Origin of the sequence: Enterobacter chengduensis (assembly GCF_001984825.2) — a bacterium.
In the GTDB taxonomy this organism is placed as follows: domain Bacteria; phylum Pseudomonadota; class Gammaproteobacteria; order Enterobacterales; family Enterobacteriaceae; genus Enterobacter; species Enterobacter chengduensis.
This window is the reverse complement of record NZ_CP043318.1, coordinates 4,926,239-4,940,033: the sequence shown is the minus strand read 5'-3', so window position 1 is coordinate 4,940,033 and position 13,795 is coordinate 4,926,239. Positions and strand designations below refer to the sequence as shown.

12 protein-coding genes are annotated in these 13,795 nt (G+C 57.7%); 8 read left to right on the top strand and 4 right to left on the bottom strand.

Going from position 1 to position 13,795, the window contains the following annotated elements:
- Entirely contained in the window at positions 1-357 is a 357-nt protein-coding gene (locus tag FY206_RS23880; RefSeq protein WP_032644190.1) for a PTS fructose-like transporter subunit IIB, read from the top strand.
- Here FY206_RS23880 and FY206_RS23875 read toward each other — a convergent pair.
- From FY206_RS23875 to argE, 3 genes are all read right to left on the bottom strand, one after another.
- A complete protein-coding gene (locus FY206_RS23875; protein ID WP_032644188.1) occupies positions 344-1,192 on the bottom strand; it encodes a helix-turn-helix transcriptional regulator in 849 nt (282 codons plus the stop codon). The genes FY206_RS23880 and FY206_RS23875 overlap by 14 nt on opposite strands.
- A 93-nt stretch (positions 1,193-1,285) precedes the next feature.
- Positions 1,286-3,937, bottom strand: coding sequence for a phosphoenolpyruvate carboxylase (ppc, locus tag FY206_RS23870; protein ID WP_032644187.1), 2,652 nt, complete (start codon positions 3,935-3,937; stop codon positions 1,286-1,288).
- A 307-nt stretch (positions 3,938-4,244) separates the two neighbouring features.
- The gene (gene argE / locus FY206_RS23865) at positions 4,245-5,396 is read right to left on the bottom strand and encodes an acetylornithine deacetylase (RefSeq protein ID WP_032644186.1); all 1,152 of its coding nucleotides are present in this window, start codon (positions 5,394-5,396) and stop codon (positions 4,245-4,247) included.
- An 88-nt stretch (positions 5,397-5,484) separates the two neighbouring features.
- Between argE and argC the strand changes: the two genes are divergently transcribed.
- From argC to oxyR, 5 genes are all read left to right on the top strand, one after another.
- Complete coding sequence (gene argC / locus FY206_RS23860; RefSeq protein WP_032644185.1) at positions 5,485-6,489, top strand: N-acetyl-gamma-glutamyl-phosphate reductase; 1,005 nt, start codon at positions 5,485-5,487, stop codon at positions 6,487-6,489.
- Positions 6,490-6,495: 6 nt separating this feature from the next.
- Positions 6,496-7,272 (top strand): acetylglutamate kinase, encoded by a 777-nt coding sequence (gene argB, locus FY206_RS23855; RefSeq protein ID WP_086379950.1) that lies wholly within the window; start codon positions 6,496-6,498, stop codon positions 7,270-7,272.
- 101 nt (positions 7,273-7,373) lie between these two features.
- Positions 7,374-8,747 (top strand): argininosuccinate lyase, encoded by a 1,374-nt coding sequence (gene argH / locus FY206_RS23850; RefSeq protein ID WP_032644183.1) that lies wholly within the window; start codon positions 7,374-7,376, stop codon positions 8,745-8,747.
- A gap of 225 nt (positions 8,748-8,972) precedes the next feature.
- On the top strand, positions 8,973-9,908 hold the full coding sequence (locus FY206_RS23845; protein ID WP_032638800.1) for an IS110 family RNA-guided transposase: 936 nt from the start codon (positions 8,973-8,975) through the stop codon (positions 9,906-9,908).
- A gap of 339 nt (positions 9,909-10,247) precedes the next feature.
- Entirely contained in the window at positions 10,248-11,165 is a 918-nt protein-coding gene (gene oxyR / locus FY206_RS23840) for a DNA-binding transcriptional regulator OxyR (RefSeq protein WP_025758848.1), read from the top strand.
- Here the strand turns inward: oxyR and sthA are convergent.
- Entirely contained in the window at positions 11,148-12,548 is a 1,401-nt protein-coding gene (gene sthA / locus FY206_RS23835; RefSeq protein ID WP_008501785.1) for a Si-specific NAD(P)(+) transhydrogenase, read from the bottom strand. The two genes, oxyR and sthA, sit on opposite strands and share 18 nt — an antisense overlap.
- 196 nt (positions 12,549-12,744) lie before the next feature.
- Between sthA and fabR the strand changes: the two genes are divergently transcribed.
- Together fabR and FY206_RS23825 are read left to right on the top strand one after the other, a co-directional pair.
- Complete coding sequence (fabR, locus tag FY206_RS23830; protein ID WP_008501784.1) at positions 12,745-13,383, top strand: HTH-type transcriptional repressor FabR; 639 nt, start codon at positions 12,745-12,747, stop codon at positions 13,381-13,383.
- Positions 13,384-13,392: 9 nt separating this feature from the next.
- Positions 13,393-13,752: a YijD family membrane protein gene (locus tag FY206_RS23825; RefSeq protein WP_008501783.1), complete on the top strand. Its 360-nt coding sequence runs from the start codon at positions 13,393-13,395 to the stop codon at positions 13,750-13,752.
- Positions 13,753-13,795: the final 43 nt, after the last annotated feature.

The window sequence follows — 13,795 nt, the reverse complement described above, 5'->3', positions numbered from 1 at the left end:
ATGACAGCGATCGCTGGACGACATCTGGTGGCGGTGACCGCGTGCGTCAGTGGCGTCGCACATACCTATATGGCTGCCGAACGGCTCGAAAAGCTCTGCCAGCAGGAAAGGTGGAGCGTTAACATTGAGACGCAGGGGGCGCTGGGCGTAGAGTGCGAGCTTACGGAAGAGGATATTCGGCGTGCCGACGTCGTATTGCTTATCACTGATATCGACCTGGCGGGCAGTGAACGTTTCGATCATACGCGCTACGTGAAGTGCGGTATTAACGCCTTTTTACGTGATCCACAAAAGGTGATGGGGGCGGTGCGAAGAATGCTATCCGCGCCGCAGCATACTCAGGTCATTCTGGACTAGCGGCCTTGCCGGTGAGCTGGCTGTGATACTGGCGACGGTATTCAGACGGCGAACGCTCCGTGTTTTTACGGAATAACCGACAGAAATAGTTGCTGTCGACAAATCCGCAGGCGTGCGCCACCTCTTTCACTTTTAAATCATACCCTTTCAGCAGCTGGCGCGCGTGTTCCAGCCGGGTATGCGTCAGGTATTCATTGAAACCCACTGCGCCCGTTTTCTGGAACAGATGCGACAGGTAGTTTGGGGAAATATAAAACGCCTGCGCGACGGATTCCCGGGTAAGCGGAGTGGTGTAGTGTTCGTCAATATAAACCCGAATAGCTTCAAACAGAGCCTGACTGCGAGAGGCGGTTTGGATTTGACTGCCCAGCAGGTCGACGCAGTGGCTAAGCAGGCTGGCGATAATCAACCGCGCGGTTTGCTGCTCGTGTGGCTGCATCTGCATTTCGTGGAGCGTCTGTAAGAGTAGCGATCCAATACGGGGGCCGCGGCGGGCAACGTGCTGCTTCGCCAGGTTTCGCACGTCTACACCGTCCCAGTGCAAAAGGCTAAACCCGAGCTGCTGTTTGCCAAACAGGATGCTCAGCGTTGTTGCCGATGCTTGCCATTGTGGATTATTCCAGCCGCCAGCCGGGACGTATAAAACATCACCCTGCTGTAAAACGGAGGCCGCCTGGTCCTTCATCGACCCTTCGATCACGATCTCAAGACGTGGAAAATCAACCTGCAAGGCAAGTTCGGGGGCGGAGGTCGCGGAGTTTGCAAAATGCACCTGACGCAGCGGCGTTGTGCTGTTGATCAGGTCAGTCAGGATGCGGGTAATGTCGTGGTGCATGGTGGATACCAGGGTATTGCCGGGTGGCGCTAACGCTTACCCGGCCTACTCAACGTAGGCCCGTGCAAGCGCAGCGCCGCCGGGCGTAAAGCATTAGCCGGTGTTGCGCATACCCGCCGCAACGCCCGCAATCGTCACCATCAGCGCCTGTTCAACGCGTGGATCCGGCTCTTTGCCTTCTTCTTCCGCCTGGCGAGAACGGTGCAGCAGCTCTGCCTGCAGGACGTTCAGCGGGTCGGTGTAGATGTTACGCAGCTGGATAGACTCGGCGATCCACGGCAGGTCCGCCATCAGGTGCGAGTCGTTGGCGATGTCCAGCACCACTTTGATGTCGCCTTCCAGCAGTTCGCGCAGCTCTTTACCCAGCGCCCACAGCTCGGGCTTCACCAGGCGCTGGTCGTAGTATTCCGCCAGCCACAGGTCCGCTTTCGAGAAGACCATCTCCAGCATACCCAGGCGGGTAGAGAAGAATGGCCAGTCGCGGCACATGGTTTCCAGTTCGTTCTGTTTGCCGTCTTCCACCACTTTTTGCAGCGCGGCACCGGCACCCAGCCAGGCGGGCAGCATCAAACGGTTCTGTGTCCAGGCGAAGATCCACGGGATTGCGCGCAGAGACTCTACGCCACCGGTTGGGCGACGCTTCGCAGGGCGCGAGCCTAGCGGCAGTTTACCCAGCTCCTGCTCAGGGGTGGCCGAACGGAAGTAAGGCACGAAATCTTTATTTTCACGCACGTAGCCGCGGTACAGATCGCAGGAGATAGCCGACAGTTCGTCCATGATATGGCACCAGGAGGCTTTCGGCTCCGGCGGTGGCAGCAGGTTGGCTTCCAGGATCGCGCTGGTATAGAGCGACAGGCTGCTGATGGTCACTTCCGGCAGGCCGTACTTGAAGCGGATCATCTCACCCTGCTCGGTGACGCGCAGGCCGCCTTTCAGGCTTCCCGGCGGCTGCGACAGCAGCGCCGCGTGCGCAGGCGCGCCGCCGCGGCCAATTGAGCCACCGCGTCCGTGGAACAGGGTCAGTTCAATACCGGCTTTCTCGCAGGTTTTGATCAGTGCGTCCTGCGCCTGATACTGCGCCCAGGATGCCGCCATCACGCCCGCATCTTTCGCGGAGTCGGAATAGCCAATCATTACCATCTGTTTGCCCTGAATAAAGCCGCGGTACCAGTCGATATTCAACAGCTGGCTCATGACGTCGTTGGCATTGTTCAGGTCGTCGAGGGTTTCAAACAGCGGGGCGACAGGCAGAGCGTAGTCGATTCCCGCTTCTTTCAGCAGAAGGTGAACGCCCAGCACGTCGGACGGGGTCTTCGCCATGGAGATCACATAGGCGGCCACCGATCCTTTCGGTGCGTCCACGATCGCTTTACAGGTATTGAGCACTTCGCGGGTGTCGTTGCTTGGCTCCCAGTTGCGCGGCAGCAGAGGGCGCTTCGAGTTCAGCTCGCGGATCAGGAAGGCCTGTTTGTCGGCTTCGGACCAGCTCTCATAATCGCCGATGCCGAGATAGCGGGTCAGTTCGCCCAGCGCTTCGGTATGGCGGGTACTTTCCTGACGCACGTCGATACGCACCAGCGGCACGCCGAAACACTTCACGCGACGCAGGGTGTCGAGCAGTTCGCCGTTGGCGATGATGCCCATCCCGCAGGCCTGCAGCGATTTATAACAGGCGTACAGCGGCTCCCAGAGCTGTTCGTTCTGACTGAGCAGGCCTTCTGGTTTTGGCAGGCGCTGGCCTTTCAGGCGCGCTTCCAGCCAGGCCTGAGTGGCCATCAGCTGACCGCGCAGTTTTTTCATCAGGAAACGGTACGGCTCGCTGGCGCCTTCTTCGCCGGCCAGCGCGCGCAGTTCCGGCGTTGCTTCAACCATCGACAGCTCGGAGATCAGCACCTGGATGTCTTTCAGGAACAAATCGGTCGCTTTCCAGCGGCTCAGCAGCAGGACGTGACGGGTGATTTCCGCAGTGACGTTCGGGTTGCCGTCGCGGTCGCCGCCCATCCAGGAGGTGAAGCGTACCGGCACAAAGTCGACCGGCAGGCGGTAGCCGAGGTTCTCTTCCAGCTGTTCGTTCAGCTCGCGCAGGTAGTTCGGCACCCCTTCCCACAGGCTGTTTTCCACTACCGCAAAGCCCCATTTGGCTTCGTCGACCGGGCTTGGGCGATGCTTACGAATCTCATCGGTGTGCCAGGACTGGGCAATCAGCTGGCGCAGACGGCGCATCAGCTGGTTGCGTTCGTAGTCGGCAATGTCTTTGTTATCCAGCTGCTTCAGGCAGTTGTTCACTTCCACCATTTTGTGGATCAGGGTGCGACGGGTGATTTCCGTTGGGTGAGCGGTGAGTACCAGCTCCAGCGAAAGAGACTCCACCGCTTTTTTGATGGTGGCTTCGTTGAGATCCGGCTGGTCTTTCAGTTTACGAAGGGTGCGGGCAATGACTTCCGGGTTGCTGGCCGCTTCGCCGTTTGGCGAAATGCTGTGGTACTGCTCAGCGGTGTTGGCCAGGTTCAGGAACTGGCTGAACGCGCGTGCAACGGGCAGCAGCTCGTCGTTAGAGAGGTTCTGCAACGTGGTAAGCAGCTCCTGACGACTGGCCTCGTTACCGGCACGGGAAGATTTAGAGAGCTTGCGGATGGTTTCAACGCGGTCAAGGATATTCTCCCCCAACGCATCTTTGATGGTATCTCCAAGCACTTTGCCGAGCATACTGACATTACTACGCAACGCGGAATATTGTTCGTTCATAAAAACCCAGTCACCCCATCATTTTTGTTTATGCCCAGGCGAAAATCTTCTGGCCATTATTTTGTCATCTCCCTTTATAAAGCCACGTAAAACCCCCGTCGTCAATTGCTGCGAAAACGGTTCAGCAAACGAATAAATGTGGGCAATTTACGAAATTTAATTCGCATTGCGTCAGATAAGAGATGCTTATGGGAATGTGACGGAGATCGCGGGATTTACTCCCCTCACCCTGCCCTCTCCCCAAAGGGGAGAGGGTGTTCAAATTCCCTCTCCCCTTTGGGGAGAGGGGTAGGGTGAGGGGTAGTTTTTAATGCCAGCAGAAGTGATGCACAACCTGAGTAATCAACTCGCGGGTGGGCTTGATGAAGCGCGTCTCCAGATATTCATCCGGCTGGTGCGCCTGGTTGATGGAGCCCGGGCCAAGGACCAGCGTCGGACACAGCGTCTGAATGAACGGCGCTTCGGTGCAGTAGTTCACCACGTCGGTTTTCTCGCCGAGCAGTTTTTCCACCACTTCAACCAGCTGATGGTCCGGCGGGCATTCGTAACCCGGGATCGGCGGATGCAGTTCGGAAATCGTCAGGCGGCCCGGCCAGCGCTCGCTTACCGGAGCCAGGGCCTCATTCAGCAGGCCGTCGAGATCGCTCAGGGTCATGCCCGGCAGCGGACGGATATCCATGTGCAGTTCGCAGCAGGCGCAGATACGGTTAGAGGCATCGCCGCCGTGCAGGCTGCCGAGGTTTAGCGTCGGATACGGCACGGTGAACGCGTCGTAGTGATAACGCTCTTTCAGCGAGTCGCGCAGGGTCATGATGCGGCCAATGGCGTCATGCATCAGCTCAATCGCATTGACGCCGCGCGCCGGATCGCTGGAGTGGCCGGACTGGCCCAGCACGCGCACGGCGGTAGAGATATGGCCTTTGTGCGCGCGAATAGGCTGCAGAGACGTCGGCTCGCCGATGATGGCGCAATCCGGACGAATTGACGTGTTTTCAGAGAAGTAGCGCGCGCCCGCCATGCTGGTCTCTTCATCGGCGGTCGCCAGAATATAGAGCGGTTTTTTTAGCTTCGTCACGTCCACGTCACGCAGCGCGTCGAGGATAAAGGCGAAGAAGCCTTTCATGTCGGCGGTGCCCAGACCGTAGAGCTTGTTGTCGTGCTCGGTCAGGGTGAAGGGATCGCGCGTCCAGCGGCCATCGTCAAACGGCACGGTATCGGTATGACCGGCCAGCAGCAGGCCGCCCGCACCGGTTCCGGTGCTGGCCAGCAGGTTAAATTTGTGGCGAGTGCCGGGGACGGGCTGAACCTCAACGTTAAACCCAAGATCGCTAAACCAACCCGCCAGCAGATTGATTAAAGACTCATTGCTCTGATCCAGCGCTTCTTCCGTTGCGCTGATGGACGGTGTGGCAATCAGGGCGCGGTAGATCTCGATAAATGGCGGTAAGTTCATTTTCATTGTTGACACACCTTAGGTCGTGATAGTATCAATATCCATGCAATAAATGTGAATAAAAATACATTAACGTTGAGCATAAAGGAACCCGATGTTGAATACGCTGATTGTAGGCGCTAGCGGTTATGCGGGCGCAGAGCTTGTAAGCTACGTAAATCGCCACCCTCATATGACCATAACCGCTTTGACCGTGTCAGCGCAAAGCAATGATGCAGGAAAGTTAATTTCCGATTTGCATCCGCAGCTTAGGGGCATTGTTGACCTGCCGCTGCAGCCGATGTCTGACATCAGCGAGTTTACCGACGGCGTCGACGTGGTGTTTTTAGCCACCGCGCACGAGGTCAGCCACGACCTGGCGCCGCAGTTCCTGGCGGCCGGCTGCGTGGTGTTCGACCTCTCCGGCGCGTTCCGCGTTAACGACGGCGCGTTCTACCAAAAATATTATGGTTTCACCCATCAGCACCCGGATCTGCTGGAAAAAGCGGTTTACGGCCTGGCGGAGTGGAGCGCAGACAAACTGAAAGAGGCGGATCTGATTGCCGTGCCGGGCTGCTACCCGACGGCGGCGCAGCTTTCCCTGAAGCCGCTGATCGACGCAGGTCTGCTGGATCTGAACCAGTGGCCGGTGATCAACGCCACCAGCGGCGTGAGCGGTGCAGGACGCAAGGCGGCGATCTCCAACAGCTTCTGCGAAGTGAGCCTTCAGCCGTATGGCGTGTTTAACCACCGTCATCATCCTGAAATCACGACGCATCTGGGCGCGGACGTCATTTTCACCCCGCACCTGGGCAGCTTCCCGCGTGGGATCCTCGAAACCATCACCTGCCGCCTGAAGCCGGGCGTGAGCAAAGAGCAGGTCAGCGAGGCCTTCACGCAGGCGTATGCGGATAAACCGCTGGTGCGCGTGTACGACAAAGGCGTGCCGGCGCTGAAAAACGTGGTTGGCCTGCCGTTCTGCGACATCGGCTTTGCCGTGCAGGGCGAGCATCTCATCGTGGTGGCTGCAGAAGATAACTTACTGAAAGGCGCTGCCGCACAGGCAATGCAGTGTGCAAATATTCGTTTCGGTTTCCCGGAAACGCAGGCTCTTATTTAAGGTGTGATGATGAACCCATTAATTATCAAACTCGGTGGTGTACTGCTGGACAGCGAAGAAGCGCTGGAGCGTCTGTTTACCGCGCTGGTGAACTATCGCGAATCACACCAGCGTCCGCTGGTGATTGTGCACGGCGGCGGCTGCGTGGTGGATGAGCTGATGAAAGGGCTCAACCTGCCGGTGATCAAGAAAAACGGCCTGCGCGTCACGCCCGCTGACCAGATCGACATCATTACCGGCGCGCTGGCGGGCACGGCGAACAAAACGCTGCTGGCGTGGGCGAAGAAGCACCACATTGCCTCCGTTGGCCTCTATCTGGGCGATGGCGACAGCGTAAAAGTGACCCAGCTCGATGAAGCGCTCGGCCACGTTGGACTGGCGCAGCCGGGTTCGCCTAAGCTGATTAACACGCTGCTGGAAGGCGGTTTCCTGCCGGTGGTGAGCTCTATCGGCGTGACCGACGCGGGCGAGCTGATGAACGTTAACGCGGATCAGGCGGCAACGGCGCTGGCGGCTACGCTGGGTGCGGATCTGATCCTGCTCTCCGACGTGAGCGGCATTCTGGACGGTAAAGGCCAGCGCATCGCGGAAATGACCGCAGCCAAAGCCGAACAGCTGATCGCGCAGGGCATTATTACCGACGGCATGATCGTCAAAGTGAACGCCGCGCTGGATGCGGCGCGCACGCTGGGCCGCCCGGTGGATATCGCCTCCTGGCGTCACGCCGAGCAGCTCCCGGCGCTGTTTAACGGCACGCCGATTGGCACGCGTATTCTGGCTTAAGATTTACTGCCCGGCGGCGCTCTGCTTGCCGGGCCTACAAGACCGTAGGCCGGGTAAGCGAAGCGCCACCCGGCGGAACTAACGAATAAAGGAAGCATGTTATGGCACTTTGGGGTGGGCGTTTTACACAGGCAGCGGATCAGCGGTTCAAACAGTTCAATGACTCTTTGCGCTTCGACTACCGCCTGGCCGAACAGGATATCGTCGGCTCTGTGGCCTGGTCCAAAGCGCTGGTGACCGTTGGCGTGCTGAGCGCTGAGGAACAGCTCCAGCTGGAAGAGGCGCTGAATAACCTGCTGGAAGAGGTGCGTCTGGATCCGCAGCAAATCCTGCAGAGCGACGCCGAAGATATTCACAGCTGGGTGGAAGGCAAACTTATCGACAAAGTCGGTCAACTGGGTAAAAAGCTGCACACCGGCCGTAGCCGTAACGACCAGGTCGCCACCGACCTGAAGCTGTGGTGTAAAGAGACCGTTGGCGAGCTGCTGGCAGCTAACCGTCAGCTGCAGACCGCGCTGGTGGAGACCGCGCAGAACAATCAGGACGCCGTGATGCCGGGCTATACCCACCTGCAGCGCGCGCAGCCGGTGACCTTTGCCCACTGGTGTCTGGCCTACGTTGAGATGCTGGCGCGTGACGAAAGCCGTCTGCAGGATACCCTGAAGCGTCTGGACGTCAGCCCGCTGGGCAGCGGCGCGCTGGCCGGTACGGCGTATGAAATCGACCGTGAACAGCTCGCAGGCTGGCTGGGCTTTGCGTCCGCCACCCGCAACAGCCTGGACAGCGTTTCTGACCGCGACCACGTGCTGGAGCTGCTCTCCAATGCGTCTATCGGGATGGTGCACCTGTCGCGCTTTGCCGAAGACCTGATCTTCTTTAACTCCGGTGAAGCGGGCTTCGTCGAGCTGTCCGACCGCGTTACCTCAGGCTCGTCCCTGATGCCGCAGAAGAAAAACCCGGACGCGCTGGAGCTGATCCGCGGGAAGTGTGGCCGCGTGCAGGGCGCGCTGACCGGCATGATGATGACCCTGAAAGGGCTGCCGCTGGCGTACAATAAAGACATGCAGGAAGACAAAGAAGGGCTGTTCGACGCGCTCGACACCTGGCTGGACTGTCTGCACATGGGCGCGCTGGTGCTGGACGGCATTCAGGTGAAACGTCCGCGCTGCCAGGAAGCGGCGCAGCAGGGCTATGCGAACTCTACCGAGCTGGCGGATTATCTGGTGGCGAAAGGCGTACCGTTCCGCGAGGCGCACCATATTGTGGGTGAAGCGGTAGTAGAAGCCATTCGTCAGGGCAAACCGCTGGAAGATCTGGCGCTGGCCGACCTGCAGAAGTTCAGCGCGGTGATTGGGGATGATGTGTATCCGATTCTGGCGCTGCAGTCTTGCCTGGATAAGCGTGCCGCGAAGGGCGGCGTGTCGCCGAAGCAGCTGGCGCAGGCGATTGCGGATGCGAAAAACCGGTTGGTTTGAGGACAGTGCGGGTGGGTGCCCTTGTATGTTTAAAGTCACTTCAGTTACCCGTCAACAGACGGGTAAACTGTCACTGAGTTTGACCTGATGCCACAGCCCGTTAGCCCTCTGGGTTTCCAAGCCCGCGGGTGAGCTCATGGCGTGGCATCAGTTTTCCTGTTAACCCGAACAGCTGCCTGGGCGGCCTGTGCCAGCCCGTATATTACAAGGCCGGGAGACTCGAACATGACTGAACATACCAACGTTGGCATCGATATCGCCAAAGAGACCTTTGATGTATTTATCAGTCCTGACGGGATTTTTCTTCATCTGGATAATACCCCTCAGGGCCATCAGCTACTCCTCGACGCCCTTTCATCCCGTACCGTTACACGCATCGTGATGGAAGCCACGGGGCGCTACCACAACCTTCTTGCTGCCACGCTTGAACTTGCCGGGCTGCCTGTCGCCGTCGTTAACCCTGCTCAGGTCAAACACTTCGCCCGCGCTCTCGGGACGCTGTTCAAGACAGACCCGAACGATGCCCGCATCATCTGCGAGTTTGGCCGCAGGATGACACCGGATATCAGACCCGCTCCGGACGAACAGACGCAGCGTCTCGCCATGATGGTATCCCGCCGCCGCCAGTTGGTGGACAACAGAACCATGGAGCAGAACCGCTACGGCTCCTGCACTGATGAGCTTATCCGGATGGGTATCAAACGGCATATTGACTGGCTTAACGCAGAGATAAAGGACACGGATGACGACATCGACCAGCAGATAAAAGTGATGCCGCTATGGCAGGAGAAAGTGAAGCTGCTGGAAGAAGTCAAGGGTATAGGACGGACAACGCTGGCGGTTCTGCTGTCGATGCTGCCGGAGCTGGGACAACTTAACAGACGTAAAATCAGCGCACTGGTAGGCGTGTGTCCTTATGCCCATGACAGCGGAAAGATGAAAGGAAAACGATGTATCTGGGGAGGACGAAGTGCGGTGCGTGCAGCGCTGTACATGGCGGCAATGTCAGCGGTGCGTTATAACCCAACCATACAGGCTTTTTTTGAGAAACTGAGAAGCAAGGGAAAAGCCTTTAAAGTGGCGATGACAGCCTGCGTCAGAAAGCTGGTAACAATCCTGAATGCGATGGTGCGGGACAATAAAAAATGGGCGGCAGCTTAGTCGTCAGCTGTTGACTTTAAACACAGCTGCTCACCCCGGCCCTCTCCCACGGGGAGAGGGAGCAAATACTAAAAATGGCAACTTCGGTTGCCATTTTGCTTTTATCCCTCAGGCTTTTTTACGCAAAAAAAAAGCGGACCACGGGGTCCGCAAAAGTTCACGTTGGCTTTAGTTGTTCGAGTTTTGAGAGAAACTCGCTGACGGTGCGGGGTCGTTTTGGGTCAAACACGTGCCGCCTCGTCTATGTGGCGTATTATTCAACAGAATGCTTGATAGGGATAATCGTTCGTTGCTATGCTATCTATCGCCATGAACTATCGTGGCGACGGAGGATGAATAATGAATATTCGCGATCTTGAATACCTGGTAGCGTTAGCCGAGCATCGTCACTTTCGCCGCGCGGCAGATTCCTGCCACGTTAGCCAGCCCACGCTGAGCGGCCAGATCCGCAAGCTGGAAGACGAGCTGGGCGTGATGCTGCTGGAGCGCACCAGTCGTAAGGTTCTGTTCACACAGGCAGGTCTTCTGCTGGTGGATCAGGCGCGCACCGTGCTGCGCGAGGTCAAAGTGCTCAAGGAAATGGCAAGCCAGCAGGGGGAGGCGATGTCCGGCCCGCTGCATATTGGCCTGATCCCAACCGTTGGCCCGTACCTGCTGCCGCACATCATTCCGATGCTGCACCAGACGTTCCCGAAACTCGAAATGTACCTGCACGAAGCGCAAACCCATCAGCTGCTGGCGCAGCTGGACAGCGGCAAGCTCGACTGCGCCATTCTGGCGCTGGTGAAAGAGAGCGAAGCGTTTATTGAAGTGCCGCTGTTCGATGAGCCGATGATGCTGGCGATCTATGAAGATCACCCGTGGGCGAACCGCGATCGCGTGCCGATGGCCGATCTGGCGGGCGAAAAGCTGCTGATGCTGGAAGACGGCCACTGCCTGCGCGATCAGGCGATGGGCTTCTGCTTTGAAGCGGGTGCGGATGAGGATACCCACTTCCGCGCAACCAGCCTGGAAACGCTGCGTAATATGGTCGCGGCGGGAAGCGGTATTACGCTGCTGCCTGCGCTGGCCGTGCCGCGCGAGCGTAAACGTGATGGCGTGGTCTATCTGCCGTGCATTAAGCCGGAGCCGCGTCGCACTATCGGCCTGGTCTATCGTCCGGGGTCACCGCTGCGCAGCCGCTATGAGCAGCTGGCAGAGGCCATCCGCGGTGCGATGGATGGCCATTTTGACAGCGCGTTAAAACAGGCGGTTTAAGCCGTTCAGCGCGGCGACCCGATAGGCTTCCGCCATGGTCGGGTAGTTAAAGGTGGTGTTAACGAAGTACTCAATGGTGTTACCGCCGCCTTTCTGCTCCATAATCGCCTGGCCGATGTGAATGATTTCCGCCGCGCGTTCACCGAAGCAGTGAATGCCGAGGATCTCTTTCGTCTCGCGATGGAACAGGATCTTCAGCGTCCCCACGCTCATCCCCACGATTTGCGCCCGCGCCAGATGTTTAAACTGCGCGCGACCCACCTCGTAAGGCACCTTCATTGACGTCAGCTGCTGCTCGGTTTTCCCGACAGAACTGATTTCCGGGATGGTGTAGATACCCGTTGGAATATCTTCGATCAGGTGTGCCGTTGCTTCGCCTTTTACCAGCGCCTGAGCGGCAATGCGGCCCTGGTCATAAGCGGCTGATGCCAGGCTTGGATAGCCAATCACGTCGCCGACCGCGTAAACGTGCGGCAGGGCGGTCTGGTACATGCTGTTGACCTTGAGCTGACCGCGGCTGTCGGTCTCAAGACCGATATTTTCCAGCTGCAGGGAATCGGTGTTGCCGGTGCGACCGTTGGCGTACAGCAGGCAGTCTGCTTTCAGCTTCTTGCCGGACTTCAGGTGCATGATCACCCCGTCGTCACAGCCTTCAATCTTCTCGTACTCTTCGTTGTGGCGAATCACCACGCCGCTGTTCCAGAAGTGGTAGGAGAGGGAGTCTGACATCTCCTGATCGAGGAACGCCAGCAGGCGGTCGCGGGTGTTGATCAGGTCAACTTTGACGTCCATTCCGCGGAAGATCGACGCATATTCGCAGCCAATAACCCCTGCGCCGTAGATAATAACGTGGCGGGGTTCATGGTGCAGGCTCAGAATCGAGTCGCTGTCGTAGACGCGCGGGTGCGAGAAGTCCACGTCGGCCGGATGGTACGGACGCGAGCCGCAGGCAATCACAAATTTCTCTGCGGTGATGGTCTCAACCGACCCATCGTGGCATTCGAGTGCCAGGGTATGTTCATCCACAAAATGCGCGTTGCCCTGCAAAATCTCACAGTGGTTACGCTCATAAAACCCCTGACGCATGCGCGTCTGCTGGTTAATGACGGTATCCGCGTGGTTCAGGATGTCGGCAAAGGAGGAACGAAGAAGTCGGGAGTGGTCGCTGTAAAGAGGGTTCTGGTTAAATTCGATAATGCGGCTAACGGCGTGGCGGAGGGCTTTCGAAGGGATGGTGCCCCAGTGGGTGCAACCGCCGCCGACATTATGGTAGCGCTCAATGACCGCTACTCTGGCTCCCTGTTTCACCAGACCCATAGCAGCACCTTCGCCGCCGGGGCCGGAACCAATAACTATTGCGTCGTAATCGTAGGAATGTGGCATGGCAAGGCTTACCTGTTCTTATACATAAAAGCAACAGAATCATAACATCATTGCCAGGGTAACCCAATTATCGTTGTGCTTTTTTCCGGCAGTGGAGCACAAACCGCACGTAAACAATCATTCACAAAGCCAGGCAAACAGATTAATTTTATTCTCTGGTATAGTGCCGGCAGGCCTTTGGAAGGATTCAACTATCGTGATGGGCGTAAGAGCACAACAAAAAGAGAAAACCCGGCGTTCGCTGGTGGAAGCCGCATTCAGTCAACTGAGTGCTGAGCGGAGTTTTGCCAGTTTGAGCCTGCGCGAAGTCGCACGCGAGGCCGGGATTGCGCCAACGTCCTTCTATCGTCACTTCCGTGACGTGGATGAGCTGGGCCTGACCATGGTCGACGAAAGTGGGCTGATGCTGCGCCAGCTGATGCGCCAGGCGCGTCAGCGTATCGCGAAAGGCGGCAGCGTGATCCGCACCTCCGTGTCGACCTTCATGGAATTTATCGGCAATAACCCCAATGCGTTTCGTCTGCTTCTGCGCGAGCGTTCGGGCACATCGGCGGCGTTTCGTGCCGCCGTCGCGCGTGAAATTCAGCACTTTATCGCGGAACTTGCCGACTATCTTGAACTCGAAAACCATATGCCACGTGCGTTTACTGAAGCACAGGCCGAGGCGATGGTGACGATTGTTTTCAGCGCGGGTGCCGAAGCGCTGGATGTCAGCATTGAACAACGCAAGCAGCTTGAAGAGCGACTGGTATTGCAGCTGAGGATGATATCCAAAGGCGCGTACTACTGGTATCGCCGTGAACAAGAGAAACTGGCACATCAAACCGAAGAGTGAAGGTGAGTAATGAAACAGTCAGGTCAGGATAAAGGGACGCTGTTGCTGGCATTGATCGCTGGCTTATCCATTAATGGAACGTTTGCCGCTATTTTTAGCTCAATTGTTCCATTTTCGATTTTCCCGCTTATTGCGCTGGTGCTGACGGTTTACTGCCTGCATCAACGTTACCTGAACCGCACCATGCCGGTGGGGTTACCGGGGCTGGCCGCCGCCTGCTTTATTCTGGGCGTATTGCTGTACAGCACGGTGGTGCGCGCGGAGTATCCGGATATCGGCTCTAACTTCTTCCCTGCGGTGCTGTCTGTTGCGCTGGTGTTCTGGATTGGCTCGCGCATGCGAAGCCGTAAGAGCCAGTTGCCAGAGTAGAAAATTGTAGGCCGGATAAGCGAAGCGCCATCCGGCTTTTTTG

What these genes read in the sequence shown, in the direction of transcription:
- argC (WP_032644185.1), top strand. Translation starts at nt 5,485, where the DNA reads ATGTTGAATACGCTGATTGTAGGCGCTAGCGGTTATGCGGGCGCAGAG.
- FY206_RS23875 (WP_032644188.1), bottom strand. Translation starts at nt 1,192, where the DNA reads ATGCACCACGACATTACCCGCATCCTGACTGACCTGATCAACAGCACA.
- oxyR (WP_025758848.1), top strand. Translation starts at nt 10,248, where the DNA reads ATGAATATTCGCGATCTTGAATACCTGGTAGCGTTAGCCGAGCATCGT.
- ppc (WP_032644187.1), bottom strand. Translation starts at nt 3,937, where the DNA reads ATGAACGAACAATATTCCGCGTTGCGTAGTAATGTCAGTATGCTCGGC.
- argB (WP_086379950.1), top strand. Translation starts at nt 6,496, where the DNA reads ATGATGAACCCATTAATTATCAAACTCGGTGGTGTACTGCTGGACAGC.
- FY206_RS23825 (WP_008501783.1), top strand. Translation starts at nt 13,393, where the DNA reads ATGAAACAGTCAGGTCAGGATAAAGGGACGCTGTTGCTGGCATTGATC.
- FY206_RS23845 (WP_032638800.1), top strand. Translation starts at nt 8,973, where the DNA reads ATGACTGAACATACCAACGTTGGCATCGATATCGCCAAAGAGACCTTT.
- sthA (WP_008501785.1), bottom strand. Translation starts at nt 12,548, where the DNA reads ATGCCACATTCCTACGATTACGACGCAATAGTTATTGGTTCCGGCCCC.
- FY206_RS23880 (WP_032644190.1), top strand. Translation starts at nt 1, where the DNA reads ATGACAGCGATCGCTGGACGACATCTGGTGGCGGTGACCGCGTGCGTC.
- argH (WP_032644183.1), top strand. Translation starts at nt 7,374, where the DNA reads ATGGCACTTTGGGGTGGGCGTTTTACACAGGCAGCGGATCAGCGGTTC.
- argE (WP_032644186.1), bottom strand. Translation starts at nt 5,396, where the DNA reads ATGAAAATGAACTTACCGCCATTTATCGAGATCTACCGCGCCCTGATT.